This window comes from Trichococcus paludicola (genome assembly GCF_003052295.1).
GTDB classification, from domain to species: Bacteria; Bacillota; Bacilli; order Lactobacillales; family Aerococcaceae; genus Trichococcus; species Trichococcus paludicola.
The window spans coordinates 227,344-250,269 of sequence record NZ_QBLC01000002.1; the positions used below are offsets into that span (position 1 = coordinate 227,344).

Sequence of the window (22,926 nt, forward strand, 5' to 3'; positions counted from 1 at the left end):
CTGTTTGTCGTTCAATAACATACCGCCGTAATCAGATAACCACATTCGTATGGTTCGAAAGCAGCGCGATATATGCCGCGCTGACTGGTTTCTGACGGATGGTCTCGAGGCCCTTCTTGTACAGGTTCATCTGGCCGCGGTACTTGTCGACGATATTCTCGGGCAATACCGGAGCTTGATCGCCCACGAAATCGGTTTTGAAGTCGTAGAGGACGATGTGATCGTCGTACTCGATGAAGCCGTCGATGATACCGTGGATCAGCAGATTGTCGGTTGAGTCTTCCGGCATCTCAGCGAATATCCTGCTTGCCGGGATCAGCAACGAGAACGGCATTTCCCGTCTCACTCTGTCGGCATTCGCCTGGATTTCCTGCCCCAACTCGGTTTGGAAGAACAACGCGATCTGTTCCGCATCCAGCTTCTCCGCAACAGCCTTCTCCAGCAGTCCATCATCTACCAATTCAAGCAACAGTTGCGCCACATAGGCTGCGGTGATTTCCTTTTCCAAATCCACGGACTGCATTACAAAGTGGGTCGCGGTACCGATTTCGGCGCTGTTCGGCATCACCGTCTCTTGCATGAAGCGCGGACGCGGGAATTCGGGCTCCACATAGCGGGAGACCCGTTTGGTGTCGGAAAGGTCCAGCTTCAGCATATGGCTCTCGTCCGGGTCCTCGAACAGGCGCTTGATCTCGGAAACGGATTGGTAACTGGTTGTCGTCGTTGCCGCTTCGTGGGGATATTGCGCCTCCATCAGGGCAACGGCCAATTTCATCTCCTCCGCCAGAGAATATTCATGCGCTTCAACTTTCGCCGTCGCCATCTGCTCGATTTCATCTTTCCACTGCGATTCGTTGATTTCCTCCATGGCGACCGGGATGTAGGAAAGTAGGTCTTCCTCGCGGTAAGTCTGGATGCTGAAGTGCACCGGATAATGCGTCAGTTCGCCCCGGTACTCCTTGTGGAAATGGTCATTCTCGGCATCTTCATGCCGGTATAGGCACATGCCGAGCCATTTCATCATCGAGCTGGCCTGCAGGCGCAGGTAATCCGGCAGCAGCTTGTCGCTAGTCCCATCAGCCACTTGCCAATCGGCCCAGAGCTTCTCCTCGGATTTGTAGGAGCCGACCAGGAACAGTTTCTGTTCGGCGCGGGTCAATGCCACATACAATTTGCGCATCTCCTCAGCCAGCAATTTCTTTTTCTTTTCGATCGCCAATGCTTGGCGCGCCAAGGACGGATACTGGACCCGTTGCTGGACGTCGAAATAATCGGTCCCGAGTCCTTGCGTCTCGGAGAAGATGTATTTGCTTTGGGTGTCGCTCAGGTTGAACCGCTTCGACAGATCCATCAGGAAAACGACCGGGAACTCCAGGCCTTTGCTGGCGTGGATGGTCATGACCCTGACGGCATCCTCGTCGTCGCTGAAGGAAGTCGGCTCCGCCAAGTCCTTGTCGCGCTGTTGAATCTTCTCGATGAAGCGGATGAATTGGAACAGCCCTTTGTAGTTCGTTTCCTCGTATTTTTTGGCCCGCTCGTAGAGTGCGTGCAGATTGGCCGTCCGCTGTTTGCCGGCGACCATGCCGCCGACGTAGTCGAGGAAGTGGGTGTCGTTGTAGATGGTCCAGATCAGAGTGACGAGGCTGCTCCGTCTGGCCGTGTTGCGCCATTCGTGCAAGCGGCCCATGAACAGCGCCAATTTACTGTGCGCGTCCTTGATTTCCGCAGTCTGGTCAATCCCAGAAGCTTCGCAAATTTTGATGAAATGCTGCACGGCTTCGTAAAAATCGCCGTTCTTCTGCTGAATACGGATCAATGCCAGCTGCTTCTCGTCCAAACCGACGATTGGCGAACGCAGCACTGCCGCCAGCGGGATATCCTGGCGCGGGTTGTCGATGACCTTCAGCAAGGACAGGATGATCGAAACCTCAGTCCGTTGGAAATAGCTTTCTGTGTCGTTCAGGATGACCGGTATCTGGAAATCCTTGAAGATCTCCAGGATGACAAGGTTGTTCTTCTTCGTCGGCGTCAACAGCACGATGTCCCGGTAGGAAAGCGGCCGTTCTTCCTTGTTCTTTTTGTCGTAGATCAGGAACTTTTCGTCGATCAGCGCCTTGATTTTCTGCGCCACCATCGTGACTTCCCCGGCTGTCTTGTCGTCGATCGTCAGGTCGGCTTCGAGATCGTTCTCCGGCGTGAGGGCTTCCTCGCCGTTGTCGGCATTCTCCGACAGGTAGATCAGCAGTTCCGTCTGGTTGCGCTCGCTCTCCGGAAAGGATTTGTTGCCGGCCTGGAGCTTCGCTGCTTCGTCGTAGTCCATCTGGCCAACTTTTTCGTCCATCAGCTGTTCGAAGATGAAATTCGTGAAATGAATGACTTCTGCGCGCGATCGGAAGTTTTCCGCCAGAATGATCCGTTCCCCGCCGGTTTTGTCGGCAAAGGCCGCGTATTTGCGCAGGAACAGGCTCGGGTCGGCCAAGCGGAAGGCGTAGATGGACTGTTTGACATCCCCAACCATAAACAGGTTCTCGGTTTCCGGCTGGTGCCGCGTCACCCAATAGAGGATGCTCTCCTGCAGCTGGTTCACGTCCTGGTATTCGTCGATCAGCACTTCCTCAAACTTGTTGCGGTAATAGGCGCTTGCGTCGCTCATCTTGCGTTCCCCGTCAGCAGCAATCGGCGCCAGGATCTGCAGCGTCAGATGCTCCAGGTCGTTGAAATCGAGCACATTGTCGTCCAATTTCCGTTCCCAGTAGGCTTCGGAAAAGCGTTTCGTCACCCGGGCCATCTCTTCGGCGTACGGGTGGATTCCCTGCAACACTTCCTCCTGTTCCGCAAGCGGTCGGTTGAGGTATTGCGCGCTCAATGCGGCGAAATCCTTCTTGTATTTGTCGCGCAGGTTTTTCAGCAGCGCCTTTTGATCCTTCACTTCATCTGGGTCGGCCTTCTTGCTGCTGGGCCAACGCGCAAACTGCACTTGTTCGTTTGCAATCGTGTAGGCCAATTCGTAGTCATCCTGCTGGACAGCTACCAACAGCCGGTCGGCATAGCCCTGTTCTGTTTCGAAAATTTCCCGTTGGCCAGCCGTCTCCACATCTTGCCCGGCCAGATGCCGCGCTTGTTCGATGTCGTAGCGGATGCCTTCGATCAGACTCAGCAGCTGCGGCTTCAGCAACTCCTGGTAGAGCACGCTGTTAGTCAACCCGTCTTCGGTGTTGTACAAAGACGGCAAAGAATCCAGCCAACGGTAAGGAATCGGATTCGCGCGCGAAAAATCGTAGAGCGAGAAGATCAGCTTCATCAGATCGTCGTCGCTGCGGTCCTTCGAGTAGGCCTTGGCCAGATTCTTGAAGTGCGTATCCGGCTCCCCGTAAAGCTCCTCCTTGACCTCTTCCCAGACGTCCTCCTTCAGCAGCTCGACTTCGATCGTGTCCGCCAACAAGCGGAAGACCGGATCCAGATCGATCAGATAGAAATAGCGCTGGATGACCTTCAGGCAGAAGGCGTGGATCGTGGAGATGTTCGCCTGCGGCATCAGCGAGAGCTGCTTGATAAGGTGCAGGTATTGTTCCTGCGACTGGGCTTCGTTGATGGCGGTCTGGATGGCGCTTGTCATCCGCTCCTTCATTTCCTTGGCTGCCGATTCGGTGAAGGTGACGACGAGCAGTTCATCGACGTTCGTTCCGCTCTTCACTTTTTCGATGATCCGCTGAATCAGGACCGTCGTTTTGCCGGAGCCTGCCGAGGCGGAGACGAGGATGTTGTCCCCGGTCTGGTAGATCGATTGCCATTGCGTTTCCGTGAATTTTTCATTGGGTGTGCGTGCCGGTATGCCCGTCATCATTGCTCCTCCCCTTCCTCGTTGGATTCTTGATTATTCCCATCATGCCCATTCAGTTCTTCCTTGATCTTCGAAAAGACCTCATCCTTCGTCAACTTGCTGAATTTGCGGTAACGGTTCTCCGGCAGTGTGTTGTCGAACTGCGAAATGGCGCGGTAAGGCCCGCTGACTGTCGGCGTATATGGCCGTTCCTTGATTGGGTCGAGCTTCAGGTCGCCGGAAAGGATCTTGTCGCCGGCTTCCACCATGTTTGCCCGGTTCTTGGCGATCAGGTGGTTGAAATCATCCAGTGTGATCAAATCGTCATTTTTTCCTAGGTTGCCTGCCTTCAGTTTTTTGAAGGTGAAGATCTCCGAAGCCTGACCGCTTTCGACAGACGGATCGATCAGGTCCAAAACGGCCGTGTCGTTCAGCAACAGCCCTTTCAGCTTGTAATCGGTGATGATCGTCTTTTGGTAATCCTCGAGCGTCATGAAACTGTTCTGCTTGATGAACGGGTTCTTGACGTGAAGGTAAAAGGCACCTGCCGGCAAGGTTTTCCCGGCCAACAGCTTGTCGGCGTTCAGCAAAGCCACATCCAAGTAAGTGATCATCTGCATCGCCAAGCCGTAGTAAGCGTCGGAGAAATCGAAACTGTGCGCGCTCGATTTGTAGTCGAGGATGGTCAGGTAATTCGCATCCCCGGCATTCACCAGATCGATCCGGTCGATCTTTCCGCGGATATGCAGGGTGCCGCCGTTGTTCAGCGGCATGTCCAACCCGTCCAGCATTTGTTCGCCGCCCATTTGCCCGAAGACCGCTTCAGTACGGATGTTCTTCAGCGCCGTCCGTCGGCTGTGCTGGTTGAGCACCCAAGCCATCTTCTGGATCGTTTCGCCTAATTGGTCGCGGATGAAGGCCATCCGGTTGGAGGTCCTCAGAATTTTGAATTTTTCACTCCCGTAGAGCTCATCCAGGACGGCATCGGCAATCTGTTTGACCGTCTCCTCGCTCAGGTCAGCGGTATCGATGAGCCTGCTCTTCAGCTGGTTGACGATCTTTTCCAAGGCTTCATGGAAGAATTCGCCTGTACCGGCAGCGGACAGCTCGTATTTCGCCCGTTCCTTGAGCTTCAGGCCGTATTGCAGAAAATGGCTGTACGGATCTTCGAAATAGCGTTCGAGCTGCGAGACCGACAGATACAGCTCTTTCCCGTAGAGCTGTTCGGCAACCGGCGCAGTCAGCTTGCTCGGCACGTTCTTGTGCCAGAGGCTGGCGAACACCTGCTGCATAATCCGTTTGGCTTGCGGATCCTTGGATATGTAGGCCAAAATGTATTTCCACAGCGTCGGCACCGGCTCGTTCGTCGCGCGTTGGTGGCGCAGCAGATGAACCAATTGGCTGATGTTCTGTTGTTTGCTGCCGAGGAAGGCCGTCGTGTCCTCCGCATCGGCGATGTCCTGATGCTTGATTTCGACAGGGATCTGCAGCGCATTGGCTACGCGCGACACATAAGGCGAAATCTTCGGCGATTTCTTGCTGTCGTCTGCACTCATCGGATAGCTGAAGATGACCTTCTCAGTCCCCGAAAGGAAAGCCTGGTAAGCCACATACGGTTCGGCGGCCATCGATTCGGAGGTCGTCGGGTGCAGATACTTCTCTTCATTATTATTCAACGAACCGCTGAGCCGCTCGCGGTCCTCTTCCGTCAGCAGCGATTTATTTTCTTTCTGCGCAGGCATATGGTCCTGGGTCATCCCCATCAGGAAGACCACCTTGGCCGGCTCGAAGCGCGCCCCCTCGATGCTCGAGAAGACGACCTGGTCGATGCTCGGAGGCACCAAGCTGAAAGTCGCGTTCTGGAAACCGGTCAAAAGAATCTCATGGAAAGCTGCCGCCTGGAAGGGGCTGTCCCCCAAAATTTCGACGTATTCGTCCAACAGGTTCAGGAAAACTTTCCAGATCTGTTCCTGCTGCCGCGCTTGGATCAGGTCCCCCTGCGCCAATGCTTCATCGCGCCAGAACAGCATCTGTTTGTCAACTTTGGCGGCGATCAGGAAATTATACAGGTTCCTCGCCGCTTCCCGGCCGGTTTTGGCCTTCGCCATCTTCTGGAAGAACGGCAGCAGCAGATCCCTCAGATAATTGCGGACCTCGTTGGAAGTGTCCTGCATCCGCCTGTCCTCGGTGCTCTGGTTGTTGTTGCCGTTCTCGTCCCTGAATGTCGCGAAATACCAGTCATCTTTCGAAAGCCAGCTGTTGCCTTCATAGCCGTATGCCAGCAAGACATTCTCGATCACATCGACCTGCTCGCGGAAGCGCAGCACGGCTGCCGCGGTTTCCTCAATCCCTGCCGGATTGTCGTGGTTGGCCGGCGTCAACAGTTCCGTGCGCAGCAAGCGCATGATGTCCGGATAGCGCCAATGATGGCGGCGGATGCGGAACAGCGCATCGATGAAGTCCATGAATGGATGGTGCTTCATTGCGTCGGCTTTGTCGTAGAAAACGTCCATCCCGTCTTTGTCGAAGACCGGCTTCACCATCGTTTCGTATTCTTCGACCGTCCGCGCCAAAATCAGGATATCTTTGTAGCGGTAGCCGTCCTCGGCGACCAGTTTTTTGATTTCGTTGGCCACGTGAAAAACTTCCGCCTGTTTCGTTTCGCAGCCCCAGACCCGGATATCTTCCTTCTGGTCGGCAGTCAGCTCGAACGAGCCTTGGACTTTGTTGGCTGTCGCATCGGTGGACGCGATCCAATAATTCTCCAGGGTCAAAAGCGCATCCTTGTAGCCGTCCGTGTCTTTCGCAATCCAGTGGTCCTTCATGACCTGTACGCGCAGACTGCGCGCCAAATGATAGAGCGTGTGATACGTCGATCCGGCCGTATAGAACAGCTGATGCATGGCCGGTGGTTCGTTGACATAGGCTTTGTCCAGCGCCAACGTGATCGTGACTTGTTTTGCGGAGCGCAGCAGCGTTGTGACGATCTGCAGTTCGCGGGCCGTGAAACGGTAGAAGCCATCGATGAAGACATAGGTGTTCTGCATATCAAGCGTTTCGATGACGCCGGCCAGCGCCTCAAGGATGACTTCCTTTTCGAGGTACTTGTCCAGCAGCGCTTCGTTGAAGGCATGGTAAAGCTCCTTCAATTCCGTCAGCTTCAGCTGGAAATCGGCTTCGTTGCCGGATTCGGCTTGATTCACCAAAATCCCCTGCAAATCTTCCTCTTCGATGCGGCCGCTGCGCAGCTCCAGAAACAGATCGGTCAGCTGCTTGATGAAGCCTTCTTTGTTGGCTTCCCGGCGGAAAAGGATCAGTTCCTGTTCCTTGTCCATCAGAATCTTCCGCACCAGCATGCTGAGGCCGGCTTCCGACAATTGCTGCTGTTGGAAAATAGGCGATTTCTTCAGCAAATACCACGCCAAACGGCTGAAACTGAACGTCTGCAGATTCATTGAGCCCATCATGTCCTGATCCCGGAATGCCTCGAATTGCCAAAGCTTTTCCAGGATCGACATCTCCGCCTCAAACTTCGCATGCTCCGGAACCAGCACAAATACCTCGGCATCCGGCTCCTCCGTCATGATCCCCGAAATCCGCTCATATATTGCTTGTTTCTTGTCCGCTGATTCCTTGCCTAAAATAAACTGCAACCCCATCGGATCGCCTCCTGTTCGTGTATGTAAATATGGATATTTTACCATAATAGTTTGGTGAAGCATTGAGGTTAAGGGTAAGTAACTCAACTTTCGAACACTAAAAAAGACCATCAAGACTTGATACATCAACATTTTCAGCTATAATATTATGCCGCTAAAGCACTTGGAAGTTGCTTTTCCGGTTGAGGAAATGCTCGTTTCAAGAAAGCTGGAAAATTATCGAAAACTCTGTCCAGAAGGGACTGCACCATTTTTTCGGACAAGACAGGTTCTTCCGTCAGGGAAGCATTCAGACAGTCCAATATTAATAGAATTGCCTCTGCAAAGCGGATGTCCTCCAGCTCATCACAAACAACACGCGAAGAACAGCTGTCCAATGGTCCTGGGATCTTGTTCTTCGCGTATCCGAAGGGCAAGCATGATGTAACGGGTGAAGACAATCGTTTTGTGGGCTACCATCGCATCGTAACTGCGGCATTGGAACTCTTTTCCTAGCACCAGCTGTGACTTTGCCACCTTGAAGAAACACTCGATATCCCAGCGTTTGCCGTAGAGACGTACAATTTCTTCTTCAGGCAGGTTGATGTCCGTGGACAAGAGTGCAAGCCAATTCTTGGAGCGGTTTCGATCACGCACGAAGACAATACGGGCTTGAATTTCTTTTTTCATTATCATCCAGTCCTAATCTGACGACAACAGATGCGAGAATCTTGGCATGACCACGTTTTTTGCGCACAATCTGATACAACTACTTTTGTCCTTCATACGTGTAATATACGCGGTGCATGCGTTTCAGCATACAGATCACCTGAAGTGGATACTCCGAAACCACGCGCTTGATTACTTTTGGAAATGCGAACCAACTGTCGAAAAGTAACGTTTGAGCGCAGAGTTGGAGCGGATTTATATCATCAAGCAAGTCGAACAGCGCTTCCGTCGCCTTTTTGACGGCTTCCTTCCGACGCTTGTAGCCCACGGTGCGCTTGTCTATGGTGGGATTGATTTCCTGGAAACGGTTCGTTTGTTTTTCTGAGCTCAACAAAGAGAAGGCAAGCAGCACAAAAGTGTTTCCATCTGACCACCCAAAAGTCAGCATGCGAAAGCCACGGACGAACTTCCCAGTGGTATGATCATGAACAAGCGCAAGCATCTCGACTGATTTACTTCGCGCACGGCTGTATAAAGACTCGTCCAAAATCAGGACGCGCTCGCGGTTTTCTGAGACAAGCAGGAACAATTTCTGGGTAATGACATTCCGGCTCAGTAGCACAAGAAATTTTCGCCAATTATAGGTTGCGTTGTTGAGCAAGCGATAAACCGCATCCTTGGCAGGAGCCTCTGGCTCCCGTCCGGATTCCAATGTCCGATACAAATTTTTCTTATGAAGGACCAATGAAAAGATGAACTGGACCAGCATGACCGGTGAGATGCCCGCTTCTTTCCGGATATTGGATTGATTCAATAATGTTCCCAGTTTCTGATCGCGAAAAAATTGATGAACGGAAGAATTAAATTCCTGATTGATTTGATTTTCTGGTAAAATAGTAGCCATAAGACATCCCTCTTTCGTATGTGTTGTGTGGTAACTACATTTTACCAAAGAGAGGTGTCTTTTTGCGTACGTTTTTGATATTTAATTCTTTAAAAACGTTGATATATCAAAGGGTTAAATAGATTTTTTAAGTGCGAAAGTTGAGCTATTAATTACCGTTTGCTCACTTTCTCCATTCTGCTTTGATTTCTGTTATAGCGAGATCCTTCCATTCTTCTTTCCACAGTTCCCAAAACGGTATATCATTTGACGAAGGTGGATTTTCACATTCATCTATTTGAACAATTGAAGGAAGTATAATGGCTTCTCCTACTAATAGCGCTTCCCCTGCCTTTAATGTTGGCATTTTATCAATTAGTTTCCCGAGAGTGTCCGGCAAAAGTTTTTTTACATAATTTTGATCGTTTGGATTCGTCAATCTCATAGCAATAAAATTATTACATTGAGAAAAAATAGTTTCTGAAATTTCTGACGGTCTTTGACTTGCTAATAATAGTGTCACACCATATTTTCGTCCTTCTTTGGCTATTCTTTCAATTGATTGTTTTGCCGATCGATACTTTGATAAATCACTATTAGGAACATATTTATGTGCTTCTTCATAAACCAAGAGAATCGGGATATCATTATTTATCTTTTCTTCAGGTTTTGCGCGATTTCTCAATCGTTTATAAAAGTAACCGTATTCGAAAATAATTCTAGAAATTAACGAAACAGTTATGCTTAACACTTCAAATGGAACTCCGCTCAAGTCAATCAAAGTTACGTTTGCATGATTATCAGGTGCATACCCTAATAATTGAAGTAGAATTTTTTCAAACGTTACTGTTTTAGACTCAGGGCCAAACAAGAAGCTTAGTCTATCCTGAGATACCTTTGATTGGAAACGAATTGAAAATTTATCGAGAGTTCCATCGGCATAGTCACCTTTTGTGATGTTTTGGTTTTTTGTAGGATGAAAAACATGCTCACCCTCAAAATACATCGCTATTCTTTCTGAACTTGTCATTTTTATTCCCGAATTTACATCAGTACTCCCACCGATTATAGTATATGTATTGTCATCAATCATATATCTGTCAGAACACTTTGAATTTACTGTTTCATTTCTGTAATTATTAATTGCATTTATGACTTCATCAATGTCAAAATAAACAGGGCTATCGTAGAATATTTTTGTTTGTCCTTGATTATGCTTCTTCTTATTCTCAGTAACCAGAGTTCTGAACACAGAAGATTGATTGTAATTGTCACGTTCGCCAGTTTCTAAAAGAATTTCTTCAAGTTCTTCGCTATTTAGTAGCCAATAAGGCAAAACTAAATTGCTTATATCTATAAAGTTAGCATCCGGAAAGGCAGACTTATATTCTGAATGAATATCAAATATTACTACGTGTGAATTATTAAGTTGAAATTCTCCATTCTTTGCCTTTACAGCCTTTTGAATAATAGTAGCTACAGTATGGGACTTTCCCGACCCGGTAGAACCAACGACCGCTATATGTTTATTAAAAAATTTATTGCCATTTATCGGGATTCTGATCCGTTCGTTTGATGCCAATGAGGAGAATACAAACTTTTCTTGTTCCGAAAATGCATTGCAGTAAATTGTGTTTATTTCATCTTCCGTCGCAGGTTCGACTTTTTTGGGAGGTATAGCAATAGAATCACCACCACGAATAAACTTCCCATCTTTAAGAACTCCCAAAGGATTTGCCTCGATTAAGTATTTCTTTTCACCCTTGTCATTTACTTCAATCGAAAAATTCTCTATTATCGCAATTAGCATTACATTTTCATTATCCGATATTTTTAAATAAGAACCGACTCGTAATGACTCTTCAGCAATTTTGAAATCTTCTAATTTATCAACTGATATTTTGACTCTGTCTGGGTAGACCGAAATCACTTCTGCGTTAATTTTGGTTTCTTCACTAATCATCATATTACCCCCTTAATATCCACAAATTCTTGTATTTGGATTGCGACTTGTTTAACGTTAATGTAATTTTCAGATAGTATTGGTTCTGAAAAATAAAATTGATAGATTTCCTTTGTCTTCCCTGTTATGTTAATAACATCTTGCACATTTTCTAAGCAGTTAATGAACTTGATTTTGATTTGATTGTGAAAATTGGCTGTGCGAGTAATTGATTTTGGATTAAACGATGCACCCATATAGTCATAACCGTCAACAAAGGAAAATTCCTCGCTAGCTAGCTCTTTTTTTAATTCAACTAATTCAATTTCATCAATACCGTGTATATATAAATATGGACAAAAAGGCTGATTTTCTCGTTTTGATATTTTTGCCCATTTTCTGTGCAGTATATGAATTAATTCCTTCAAAGACGAGCGAGAATACTCTGCACGTGGTACTTCTATTAAGAAAAATCTCTCAAATGGCGAGGCGTTAAGGGTTGAAAAATACTGCGTTCTCAATTGGGATAGCCACTTTTGTTTTCCTTTGAGTGCAATGTACCATTCATTAAATAAAAGCTGTTTAACATTAACAGCCTTCACAAATTCAGATTTTGTAATTTTGCGTTCTGCATCATTTTGTTCTATTGCTATGCTTCTGATCTTTGCAAGAGCATTGCAATAATATAATACCTCTGCATCAGATTTGCTACACGAAAACTCTTTAATCAATAACTCCATTACTTGAGATTCTTGACTGTCTAGACTATGAGCATTTATATCAATAGTCAGCTTTTCTAAAAAGTCTTTCAGATTTGTATCTGTTAGCCCCAGCTCTTCATGTACTTTATGAGGAACTTTTTTCTCAGTATATGACAGAAAATTGTTTTTTAAAAAATCGACATCAATTGGCAAATCCAGCTTTGCCTGTCCTGATTTGTAGTAACCGTATAATCTATAATTTATCGGCACTGCATTTCCTTCAACAACTTTTTTAAAATGGGCAAGCATCAATCTAATAGCCGGGGCGATCACTGAATGATTATATTCTGTATGTTCATAGTACTTACACTGTATTGCAGTTTCTTCTGATGCAGAAGATACGTCAATATCTTCAATTCCCTCTATCATTATTGAATCTGAAGCATTTTCTAACTCAAGAATCTTAATAATAGAATAATCAAATTGGTAAAAGTATCCTCTGATTGTATTGACCGCACTTCTATCTCTCATAGCGTCTCCTCTGCTTTTCTGAAATAATCATGCAAGGCACTTAATTCAAATCTCTTTGAAGTCTCGGCGTTTCAACCTTTAACGATAAGTACAAATATCACAATTTATACATGCGAAACCCAAATGACCCCACCACTCACGAATTTGAAATTCCCTTTATGATTTCTTTGTTCCTAAAATCAAACTTTGGTTTACCAAGACAGGCAGCTTCCTTTGCTTTCACTTCTACCGCTCTTGGCTTTTCTTTTATTTGGTTCACGGCTTTCTGTTTTCCCGAAAGTCAAAAGTTGGCGCTGTTTCGTGTTTCCAGAATGGTTCGGAAGTTTGCAATCATCGTTGCTTCGCTTCTGACTTCCGGTACCCATTGGTAGCCTTTTGAGACTAGTTGTTCGATTAGTTTGTTTTCTAATGCTGATTCACTTTGACAGGCCATGCTACCCCTCCCATCCGGCACTCAATATCACTTGATTGTCTTTTTTCATTATCTCAATATTCCATCATTTATTCAATCTTATTTTAGCTCCTAGAACTTTCTGCCGAATCTACGGGATCGACATAGAATAAGATTACGCCCTTTGCCATGACATGATTTTTTTGTATTTCAGAAAAACTATCCTTCCCCGCCCATCTGGCTGTGATTGGAAAATAATCTTTGTATTAAGTCAATCAGGGAATTTGCAAATAGTAACTGCAAAATGTTCCATTTGGATTCTCAGACTCCCCTAGAGAAAATGTCACTATGCTGCGAATAAAAAAATGGCAAAGTTCTTAATGGTTGGAACAGATAGACACCTAGACCAATAAAAGAGCCATCACCTTCGTCGGATGATGACTCTACTTGTCACACAATTTATATTTGATTATTAATAGAGGCACCTAATCGTATTTGTTGGTATAACTTTAATTGTTAACGTTAATTCTGGCTACTTTAATTCAACGGATACAGTTTCTCAAAATTACCAAATATTGTCTCTACCACATTTTCAGCATTTACACTCATCAATGGTAATTGCACGAAACTTACTTTTCTGACTCCGGCATAATATTGATCTGCCGTTTCTTTCATTTTGGGAGTAGCTAAGTATATTTCCTCTCCAATCATTTGTATATCCATATCTTCTGCTTTTGTGGGATAATAAAAATGCTGATGATTTGAAGGTGAAGTTTCCTTTTCCCACGAGGCGATATCTTCATATTCGAATTTTGACAAGTAAATGGTGGGCAGCTGTTCGAGGTCCTCATCATTACTTAACATGATCTCCATGGCGTATATTGGACCATCACGCCACCCATTCTTTAGCATTGTATCAGTTTCTCTTTGGAACAACAGAATAAAATCATCAATACACCATCCATAGTAGTTGCTGCTTGACTGCCACTTTAAAAATTTTCCATTGACACTTATGTAGTTAGTTTTCTCACCGGCAATGGTACGGCAATATTCCATAAGTTTATTAACATTATTATGAGTCTCGTGTACTGCAATAAAGGCATTCCGGATATTTTCATCAACTGAGTTCATAATGTATTTGCCCCCTTAATCGTGCTGTTCGTTTCAAAGTCAGAATCTGGCGAATCTGTTGCATATAATGAATAAAACCTTTCTTGGTCGATATCCACATCAAAATCTACTTGCATGTCTTTGAAACTTTCGAATCCTTTTTTCATCAGCAAGGAAATGAGATCGTCGATAATAACTTGGTAATACCGATCATCAAGTTTTAATTTTTCCAATTCTATTAAAATGCTTTGCCAGGTAATATAAGCCAGCTGAACATCATTGCTGATAATGTTCCGGGTTACTACATTGTTATAGACCTTTCGGCAGGCTTCACTGTTTGCAATAAAAAGTAGAATCTTCGTTTTCCCTTCACCTTTTCTTGAAACGATCCGGGACTCTCGTACAAGTTGATTTTTGCTATCTTCCGCCTCGATGGATTTATTATCTATCATAGAAAAGTTATCTATATCATCATCAGAGGAAAGCCCGCTTGCGTACTTCACTTCGATACCGATAACCGAATCATCGAAATTCAGCAAAGCATCAATTTCGCCTTCTTTATCGTAAGGCCAAAATTCTATTTTATCGCTCCAAAAGTCAGCGCTAATTTTCCCAATTAGATCGCCTATTTTGCTTGGATACACTCCACCTGATAATATTTTCCGCAATGCTAAATCAAACGGGATGTACCTCAATGCTCCAAAAAAATTCCCAGTTAGGTTATCTTCTAAACTTTCATTCAAATTATGGCCTGTTTGCCACAGTTTGCCTTTAATTTCAGCAATCATATTTGCATCCCCTTTTGAATGTCATAGGTCACTATCCCCTAATAAAGATTGTTCTCCTCGAAATAGTCTTCATCAATTTTAAGCAATTCTATTTTTTTATGCGTTTGGACACCCACCTTGTACTTCAGCATCATATCGGTCAATTGAATGCCATCAACAAGAACAATTCCTTGACGCAGTGCATACTCGATCGCCGACTTGGAAAATCGTGAAGTTGTAATAAACACGCCTCTATCAGCGTTGATGCCCGCTAAAGCTCCATAGAAACTTTGAATGTCTGGTCGTTGAATGATGTTATCTTCTTTATATCTCTTCGCTTGTACATAAACAGTATTCGTGCCTAATGGATCTTGATTAATAATGCCATCGATACCTCCATCATTTGACTTACTTGTAACCATCGCATTACCATTAGGTCCAACATAGCCCATGGTGTCCAGTAAATCGATTACTAATTTTTCAAAGAAATAAGGGTTGATGCTCCTAACTTTGTCCAACAATTCTGTAGCGACTTCATTGTTTACTTTTTTTGCAAACTCAATAATGCGGATGCGCTCATCAATGGGATCCTCATCATTGACTTCATCGGCTAAAATGTTGTCACTCTCATTTCTGACATTCATCTCTTCTTCATACTTTATATATTCGGGAGTCCTTTTCAAAATGTCTTTCGTCAATGCATCCTTATTGTTGCTCAATAAATTAATTCCAGATTCGGTAATCGTGTAAGTAGCCCTTCTGGGTCTTGCGATAGCTCCTGCTCTATATAAATCAGTTAGAGCAAAACTGAATCGATTCTCAAGCACGCCGTCTGCATCAGGATACTTTGGATATTTTATTCCAATAATTTCAGATGGAATGTTTAAAAATTCAAAAACTGCTTTCGAAATTTGTTTATTCGTTTTTTCAGATTTATCCTTCAAAACCAATAATATGTATGGATAAAGTGAATCATAAGTTGGAATACCATCCTTTGACCGCTTTATTTTTTCCCAATCCTTATTCATTTTGCACTCCGCCTCTGCCTCAGTTTTCATCATAGACTCTCAACAACAGCCTATTTTGTTGCTATACGATATTTTTTCTTAATGACATTTTAATTATCTCAATGATTGACATATTGAGCAACAACTAAATAATTTATAAGTAAAAAGGCCGGAACCGAAGTCCCGACCTTATTTTTGATTATTAATAGTCTATTAAGCCTTATTAAGCTCGCGTTTTCTTAATGTTACTGCGGCGAAGAACGATGCTAAGCATACAACCATGAAGGCGGTGCTGACGATGATCGTCGTGTTGTAGCTGCCGCTTGCATCATAGAAGTATCCCAGCAGCGGGCCGCCTAGAGCCAAGCCTAGGCTGCTTGCTGTAGACAAGATGCCCCAGATAGCGGTGAATTCCTTTTTGCCTAAAACCTCAAACGTCACTAATTGGTTCATTACGGCAGGAACACCTGTGCTCACTGCATAGATCATCGCTGCGCCGATCAGGAGTGTGATGTTATCCGATGCGGCAAAGACACAGAATGCAAGGATGTAGATAATCGTGAAGATGTAGAATGCTTTTGTTGCACCCAGCTTGTCGCTGATGATGCCCATGATGATTTTGGACGCGATCATGACGATGGCCGCAATCGACAGAATCATACCCGCTTGAACATCAGTAGCGCCTTTTGTCGTAAAGAATATCGGAATTTGTTGCGTGAATGTAGAAATCATTGCGAAACACACGAATGACAATGCCAATAAATAGAATACCGGTGAACGCAATGCTTGCGCATAGGTCATATCCGTATCTTTGTGCTTGATGACAGTCGAAGAAGAGTCATTCGTAGCTAGCTCTGCTTCGGCTGCAAGCGAATCTTCAGTCACGCCATAAGGCAACATGCCGACATCAGCGGGTTTTCCGATCAACAGGAACGCGCCCAAGAACAGAGCAACAGCGTACATGCCGCCTAGTAATAAGAATCCTTTTTCCCAACCATAATTTTGGATAAAAGACGGGACAACTGCGCTCGTGATCGCTGTGCTTAAGCCGATTGATGCAGCCACGAGCCCCATAACCAGGCCATGGCTTTTGCGGAACCAATTATTCACAAGCGTTACGGCAACGATAGCTGTCGACGACATCATGAACAAGCCGATGACGACTGCCGCCAAGTAGAATGCAAACAAGGATTTTCCGTTGGCCAGCAGGATGAATCCTAACGCTCCGAAAACTCCTCCCAGGATGGAGGTTTTTCGCAAGCCAATTTTAGGCAGCAAAAATTTGGTGACTAAAGGTACCGCTACAATTCCGGTCAAATTAAGGAAACTGCCCACCAAACTGAACTGAGAAACTGAAAATCCGGTTGCTTCCGTTACGGGTTTGAAAAATGAAGCCAAACCATTCATCGGAATCCCTACACCTAGCATCAACAGCATACCGGCAATGATAATCCGTATATATTTTTTCGACAAAGTAAAACGCTCCTCACAATTTTATATTTTTGTGTTGTTAAAAATTAAACCACCATCTGTAACTGGATATACCCTATTACAGGGAATATAGTCAACCTGTAATGTAATTATATTTATCCACACCAGAAATACCGCTTTCATTTGCGAGGCATTATTCACATGTGTTTTCATTTGAAGGCAATTTTTCAGGTAGCTAACAAATGTACTGAAACTAATTAACGTAGTTTGTATAGATTCATTATCAGAAGACATCCAAACCAACATCCCTCATTATAGAGAGTCCACCCGACATGTCAAACGGGAAAATTTTCACAGAATCCGCTTTCTATACTGTAACAACAACGTTTTTCTGAAATATTGTCTGAAATTCAACTTTTTCTTGAATTCTAATTAACTTTCAGTATAATTTGCTATATTTTCATTTTATATAAACAGATTAACTGATTTATTTTCACGATATATGAGAAATACAAAAAGGCCGGAACCGAAGTCCCGACCTTTTTGAGTATTGAGAATACTTTTATCGCTGACTAATCAGCTAATTGTAATTCTTGAACTTACTGATTTATCAGGACGGATGCAGGATCAATATCAGAACTGAACGCTGGGGCTAAGGTCTTTTCGTATGCTTCTGCGATAAAGCCATTTTCATTCAACGTGTCGATCTCTTCATTCACCCATTCCAACAATGCGGTGTCGCCTTTAGCTACTGCAGGTGCGATGGTGTCTTCGTTTCCGATGGCTTCCACACCTGCCACAAATCCAGGATTCTCTTTGATCCATCCGAAGATCAAAGTGTTGTCGTGTGCCAAAGCGGCGCCACGGCCATCCAATAAGGCTTGGAACGTTTCTGTGTTTTGTTCATAGACCAACAGCTCGATATCAGGGTAATTTTCTCTGAAGTAAGCTTCAGCGGTTGTTCCTTTGTTGACGATCAGTTGTTTGCCTTCCAATTGGGAAACATCAGTGATGACATCGCCTTCGGGGGATACGATGCCTATGGATACTTTCATATATGGATTGGCGAAATCAACTACTTCTGCACGTTCAGGTGTGACGGTAAAGTTGGCCATCATCAGGTCTACCTTGCCTGTTTCCAGATATTCCACACGGTTTGCCGCTTCTGTGATGACCCATTCGATTTTTGAAGAGTCCCCTAGCAGATCTTCTGCGATTTTTTTGGAAACCTCAACGTCGAAGCCTTGGTTATCTCCGTTCGCATCCACATAACTGAATGGCGGTTTGTCGCCGAAAACGCCGATGCGGATGACATCATTTTCTTTGATTGTGTCCACTGTCGTTTTATCTTCAATATTGGCAACGGAGCCTTCTGAAGAATCACTTGTTGCGCCTGCGCCGCAAGCCGCTAGACCCACTATCGCTGATAATATGGCTAAAGATTTGATAAATTTGTTTCTCATTCTTCATTCCTCCAATGTTTTTTCTATATTGTCTTTCTATTGAAACCTGAATGTGTTGATGAATTCGTTGGCCCTTTGCGATTGTGGCTGCTTGAAAAAAGCTTCCGGATCGTCTGAAACTTCAACGATGTTCCCTTTTTCCATAAAGACGATTTTATCGCTGACTGCCTCTGCAAAAGCCATTTCATGGGTGACGATTAGCATGGTCATGCCATCTTTTGCCAGATCGAGGATGACATTCAGTACTTCCCTGATCATCTCCGGATCGAGTGCTGCGGTTACTTCATCGAAGAGCATGATTTCCGGGTGCGTCATCAACGCGCGCACGATCGCAACACGTTGTTGCTGCCCGCCGGACAATTGCCGTGGGAAGCTGTGCGCCTTATCTTCAAGGCCGACCCGTTTCAGCAACGCAATGGCCTCTTCGACTGCCTCATCCTTCTTGCGCTTTTGGACTTTCAAAGGAGCCAACAGGACATTGTCAAGAACCGACATGTGCGGGAACAGGTCATACTTTTGGAAAACCATGCCGATTTTCTGCCGGACTTCTTTCCAATTCGTCCCTGCTGCGGCAATTTCTTTTCCATCCAGCAAGATGCTGCCTGACTGGATTTCCTCCAGACCATTGATGCAACGCAAAGCAGTCGATTTACCGCAGCCTGACTGGCCTATGATGGTCACAACTTCTCCTTTAGCGACATCCAACTGGATATCAGCCAAGGCCTGCGTTTCTCCGTAATATTTGTTTACATGATTCAACGTTAATATTGGGTTTTCCAAGGTTTCTTCACCCCTCCTTACTCTTGCCATTTCAATTCAAGTTTTTTGGATAATTTCGATAACGGATAACAGACGATGAAGTACAGGAAGAAAATCAACCCGTAGATCCAGAAGGACGCGCTCGGGTAGTCCTTCACGGATACTTCAATCACTTGCTGTCCGACTTTGATGACTTCGATAATCCCTATCAGCGGCAACAAGGCAGTCGTCTTCACCATTCGGGTAGCCAAGTTGATGGCCGGCGGAACGATGCGCCGTACTGTCTGGGGAATAATGACATACACATAGAGTTGCCCTGCAGACAATCCCAATGCCTGGCCGCTTTCCCATTGGATTTTAGGTATGGAAGTGACGGATGCCCTGACGATATCGGCCATTTCAGCCGTACCCCAAAAGGTAAACACGAAAATGGCGATCACCCTGTTATCAATATGAATGCCGGTCCAACGTGTAATGCCGAAGTACAGCAAATATAGCATCACCAATACGGGGACAATCCGGACGACTTCGAGATAGAATCTTGTGACGAATCGAACAACGATATTTTTGCTTGTCATGAGCATTCCGACCAAAAGTCCCAATACGAATGAAAGCACGACTGATATGATTGCGATAAAAATGGTTTGCCCCAGGCCTTCCAAGATCCGCTGCAGATTTTGGCCTTCAAATAAAATGTTAATTCCCGAATCCTGCAAAGCGCAACCTCCTTTCGATGAAATGGATCAAAAGGGATATCGGTAATAAAAACACCAGATAGGTTATGACCATCAAGAATAGCGCTTCATTGGTTTTGTAATACAATCCCATGATATCTTTTGCGACAAAAACCAGGTCGGCTAATGCGATTGCGCTGAACACGGAAGTTTCCTTCAGCAAAAAGATGATGTTCGCGCCGATGCTGGGAAAGGAATTTGCTATCGCCTGCGGGAAAATAACGTACAGGAAAGTTTGAGTGCTTGACAAACCCAGACTAGACGCTGATTCCATCTGAATATTCGGGACGGATTCCAAACCGCCTCGTATCGCTTCCGCAAAGTAGCTGCCTCCCAAAAAAATTAACCCCAGTATGCCACAGACTTCGGCGCTCAACTGGATGCCTACTTGCGGCAAACCAAAATACAGAAAAAACAACTGGATCATCAATGGGGTATTCCGTGACATTTCGATGTATCCTTCAAAAACCTGCGATAAGACAGGCAATTTATAATAACGCACGATGCTGATGATCAGGCCGATGACAAAGGCAAAGATGATCCCGATCCCACCAATGCGCAACACAAGGATGGCCGCTTCTTGATACATGGGGATAGCCTTTCTTATAAAATCCCAATCCATTGTTTACCTCCAATCCTTTCTTGCTTTTTTTACAGTTTCTGATCATCACCTCACAAATAAAAACACTTCCCAATATTTTCAGGAAGAAACGATTACTTTAGCGCTTTTGTCAGCTTTCACTGTTTGCTTACATCAATTTAACAAGATATTATTTTCGTAAATAGATGATTAAAACAGAAATTTTCTGTCGTATTTTTTCCATTGAATTTCTATTCACATATGGTATCATGACTGCCAATAAATGAATATTATGGAGAATCGAACACAGTTGATAGGTTTTACCGAACAGCCAAATGCTGTTTTGACCATTTTTCTAGGTAAAATGTATCAGCTGAACGCAGAAAAAAAGACTTGAACCTTCGGCAAGTGAAGGTTCAAGTCTTTTTATTAGCATTGTAGCTATGAATGTCCAGCTATTCCCCATCAAGGATAGCTGGACGCTCTATCATTTCGTTATCGAATTTGTCGTCTGGCCGCTAAGCGTACAGTCAGCATCGCCTATAACGACACTGTCGACAACAAATGTGAAAGTTTGTTGTTCAGTCGACTGGATCACTTTTTCGGATGTGAATGATACCGTCCCGCTTTTTCCGGTGTTACCAGAATTGAGGCCTGATGTTGCTTCTTCCCAGTGGCCAGTGACAGTTGCATCGGCTACTTGTGCTCCGGCTTCCATGACCTTCACTTTAGCTGTAGTCCAAACCTGATTTATTTTGTTTATTTTTCTGGTAGTGGCGCTCATCTCGACAAGCACATCCACAGTCCTTGCAGCTGCAGGTGCAACATTTATAGTCACCGTTCCGGTTGCAGTTGCGCCCGCGGTGTCTTTCACTTCATAGGTAAAGGCATCCGCGCCTGTGAAGTCTATGTTCGGAGTATAGGTGATATCTGGTCCTGCCCCACTGACTGTTCCGTTTGCCGGAGCGGATGCAATCGTATAGGTCAGCGGATCGCCGTCTGGATCTGCAGCGACAAGCGTGATATTTACAGAAGTGTTTTTCGTTGTGTGAACCGCCTGGTTATACGCGACAGGGGGCATATTGGTAACAGGCACAATACCCAGCGCTGAGGAAGTGTCCACTAATCCGTAACCGTATTGGTTATCCCTCCCAGAATCCCCTAAATCCAAAGCCGTCTGATTCATTTTGTTGCGGACTGCCTCCGCAGTATAGTTCGGATCAGATGCCATCAGCAAAGCTGCGACTCCTGCAACATGAGGTGAAGCCATTGAGGTTCCGTTTGCTTCATTGAAGTACTCGCCTGCGTAACCTTCGAACGAAAACGGCAGCGGGCCCGCAATGTTGAGACCGTCTTTCCATGTCGACAGAATGGCTACCCCCGGCGCAGCTATTTCAACGTCCGAGCCCGTGCTGGAAAAACTGGCCCGCTGATTGGTTTTGTCGAGAGCCGCAACGGCCACCACTGATTCATAATTAGCAGGGTAACTGACATTATTGCCATTGCCCGCAGCGCGCCCGTCGTTGCCTGCTGAGCCTATGTGCAGAACCCCGGAGCTGGCCAACACATCAAATGCTGCCCCAAGCTGGGACGAATTGGATCCGGTGCCATAACTGTTGTTTGTGATGCGTATCGGTGAATCGGGATGCGCGGCATTGTAATTCTGAATCCACTGCAAGGCTTCGATGATCCTGCTTGCGGTGCCTTCCCCATTGTCATCCAGAACTCTGAGTGCTACAAGCTGTGCGTCTGGTGCAACTCCGACAACCCCAAATCCGTTGCTCGCTGCAGCAAGTATGCCGGCTACATGCGTGCCATGCCCATAAACATCCTCGGGGAAGAAATCATCCGAAACAAAATCGTATCCTAATTCATTTGCGGAAAAGTCAAAGTTATCCCGAAGGTCGAAGTGATTGAAATTCACTCCGGAGTCCAAAACGGCAACCTTGACCCCCTCGCCTGAATAACCGGATGCAAGAGCTGCATCGGCATTGATGTGATCGGCGCCCCAACTGTTTCCAAGCTCGTTTTCTGCCGAATATTCAAGTGCCTGCACGGCATAATCCAATTCGACTACTTCCACTTGAGGATTATTTTTCAGGGCTTCGATGGCTTTCGCCGGAAGTCTTCCGGAAATCGCAGGAATAATGGTGAAAACATTGCTGACATCGCCACCCAACCCCTTAAATGCATGCAATTCCGCCTGACCAGGTTTGTCTTTAAACCGTACAATGACATCCTGAAAATCGGCCGAGTTATTCGGGGTTGCTGCTGCTTGGGCTGGCGATTCGGCCGCCATTACCTCAGTAGTTAGTGAGGCATGGCTAAAAACGAACAAAGATGTGAATACAACTGCATAAAATCTTTTCGAAACCATATTATTTCCCCTTTCTTGATAAAAAAATCGACCATGGATGGTCGGTCACGCCACAAATTAAGAAATTATGAACAAAGCTATGCCGAGATTAGCACTCAACGATTATAACATTTAATTCCCTGT

14 protein-coding genes and 1 pseudogene are annotated in these 22,926 nt (G+C 45.4%); all 15 read right to left on the minus strand.

What is annotated here, in order from left to right; genetic code table 11:
• Positions 1-31: 31 nt before the first annotated feature.
• Entirely contained in the window at positions 32-3,844 is a 3,813-nt protein-coding gene (gene addA, locus C7R56_RS03910; protein WP_234402571.1) for a helicase-exonuclease AddAB subunit AddA, read from the minus strand.
• Complete coding sequence (locus C7R56_RS03915; protein ID WP_159072152.1) at positions 3,841-7,479, minus strand: PD-(D/E)XK nuclease family protein; 3,639 nt, start codon at positions 7,477-7,479, stop codon at positions 3,841-3,843. The genes addA and C7R56_RS03915 overlap by 4 nt, the downstream gene beginning before the upstream one ends.
• A 146-nt stretch (positions 7,480-7,625) precedes the next feature.
• A pseudogene (locus tag C7R56_RS03920) lies at positions 7,626-9,031 on the minus strand (IS4 family transposase).
• 163 nt (positions 9,032-9,194) lie between these two features.
• Positions 9,195-10,973: an anti-phage-associated helicase HerA gene (gene herA / locus C7R56_RS03925; protein ID WP_199902977.1), complete on the minus strand. Its 1,779-nt coding sequence runs from the start codon at positions 10,971-10,973 to the stop codon at positions 9,195-9,197.
• On the minus strand, positions 10,973-12,184 hold the full coding sequence (locus tag C7R56_RS03930) for a DUF4297 family anti-phage-associated protein (RefSeq protein ID WP_107995280.1): 1,212 nt from the start codon (positions 12,182-12,184) through the stop codon (positions 10,973-10,975). Before C7R56_RS03930 ends, herA begins: the two co-directional genes overlap by 1 nt.
• Before the next feature lie 280 nt (positions 12,185-12,464).
• On the minus strand, positions 12,465-12,617 hold the full coding sequence (locus C7R56_RS09015; RefSeq protein ID WP_159072153.1) for a hypothetical protein: 153 nt from the start codon (positions 12,615-12,617) through the stop codon (positions 12,465-12,467).
• Between the two features lie 495 nt (positions 12,618-13,112).
• Complete coding sequence (locus C7R56_RS03935; protein ID WP_107995281.1) at positions 13,113-13,706, minus strand: hypothetical protein; 594 nt, start codon at positions 13,704-13,706, stop codon at positions 13,113-13,115.
• The gene (locus tag C7R56_RS03940; protein WP_107995282.1) at positions 13,703-14,473 is read right to left on the minus strand and encodes a hypothetical protein; all 771 of its coding nucleotides are present in this window, start codon (positions 14,471-14,473) and stop codon (positions 13,703-13,705) included. Before C7R56_RS03940 ends, C7R56_RS03935 begins: the two co-directional genes overlap by 4 nt.
• Positions 14,474-14,511: 38 nt before the next feature.
• Positions 14,512-15,480: a restriction endonuclease gene (locus C7R56_RS03945; RefSeq protein WP_107995453.1), complete on the minus strand. Its 969-nt coding sequence runs from the start codon at positions 15,478-15,480 to the stop codon at positions 14,512-14,514.
• A gap of 192 nt (positions 15,481-15,672) precedes the next feature.
• Positions 15,673-16,932, minus strand: a complete 1,260-nt coding sequence (locus tag C7R56_RS03950; RefSeq protein ID WP_107995283.1) for an MFS transporter — start codon at positions 16,930-16,932, stop codon at positions 15,673-15,675.
• 557 nt (positions 16,933-17,489) lie between these two features.
• A complete protein-coding gene (locus C7R56_RS03955) occupies positions 17,490-18,353 on the minus strand; it encodes a cysteine ABC transporter substrate-binding protein (protein ID WP_107995284.1) in 864 nt (287 codons plus the stop codon).
• A gap of 36 nt (positions 18,354-18,389) precedes the next feature.
• Entirely contained in the window at positions 18,390-19,133 is a 744-nt protein-coding gene (locus C7R56_RS03960) for an amino acid ABC transporter ATP-binding protein (protein WP_107995285.1), read from the minus strand.
• Positions 19,134-19,150: 17 nt separating this feature from the next.
• Positions 19,151-19,828 carry an amino acid ABC transporter permease gene (locus tag C7R56_RS03965; RefSeq protein WP_107995286.1) on the minus strand — a complete coding sequence of 226 codons (678 nt, stop codon included), beginning with the start codon at positions 19,826-19,828 and terminating at the stop codon, positions 19,151-19,153.
• Positions 19,809-20,468, minus strand: a complete 660-nt coding sequence (locus C7R56_RS03970) for an amino acid ABC transporter permease (protein ID WP_107995287.1) — start codon at positions 20,466-20,468, stop codon at positions 19,809-19,811. Before C7R56_RS03970 ends, C7R56_RS03965 begins: the two co-directional genes overlap by 20 nt.
• A gap of 445 nt (positions 20,469-20,913) precedes the next feature.
• Positions 20,914-22,803 (minus strand): S8 family peptidase, encoded by a 1,890-nt coding sequence (locus C7R56_RS03975; RefSeq protein ID WP_107995288.1) that lies wholly within the window; start codon positions 22,801-22,803, stop codon positions 20,914-20,916.
• Positions 22,804-22,926: the final 123 nt, after the last annotated feature.

Coding starts and splice junctions, on each gene's coding strand:
- addA (WP_234402571.1), bottom strand. CDS start 3,844: ATGATGACGGGCATACCGGCACGCACACCCAATGAAAAATTCACGGAA.
- C7R56_RS03915 (WP_159072152.1), bottom strand. CDS start 7,479: ATGGGGTTGCAGTTTATTTTAGGCAAGGAATCAGCGGACAAGAAACAA.
- herA (WP_199902977.1), bottom strand. CDS start 10,973: ATGATTAGTGAAGAAACCAAAATTAACGCAGAAGTGATTTCGGTCTAC.
- C7R56_RS03930 (WP_107995280.1), bottom strand. CDS start 12,184: ATGAGAGATAGAAGTGCGGTCAATACAATCAGAGGATACTTTTACCAA.
- C7R56_RS09015 (WP_159072153.1), bottom strand. CDS start 12,617: ATGGCCTGTCAAAGTGAATCAGCATTAGAAAACAAACTAATCGAACAA.
- C7R56_RS03935 (WP_107995281.1), bottom strand. CDS start 13,706: ATGAACTCAGTTGATGAAAATATCCGGAATGCCTTTATTGCAGTACAC.
- C7R56_RS03940 (WP_107995282.1), bottom strand. CDS start 14,473: ATGATTGCTGAAATTAAAGGCAAACTGTGGCAAACAGGCCATAATTTG.
- C7R56_RS03945 (WP_107995453.1), bottom strand. CDS start 15,480: ATGAATAAGGATTGGGAAAAAATAAAGCGGTCAAAGGATGGTATTCCA.
- C7R56_RS03955 (WP_107995284.1), bottom strand. CDS start 18,353: ATGAGAAACAAATTTATCAAATCTTTAGCCATATTATCAGCGATAGTG.
- C7R56_RS03970 (WP_107995287.1), bottom strand. CDS start 20,468: ATGGATTGGGATTTTATAAGAAAGGCTATCCCCATGTATCAAGAAGCG.
- C7R56_RS03975 (WP_107995288.1), bottom strand. CDS start 22,803: ATGGTTTCGAAAAGATTTTATGCAGTTGTATTCACATCTTTGTTCGTT.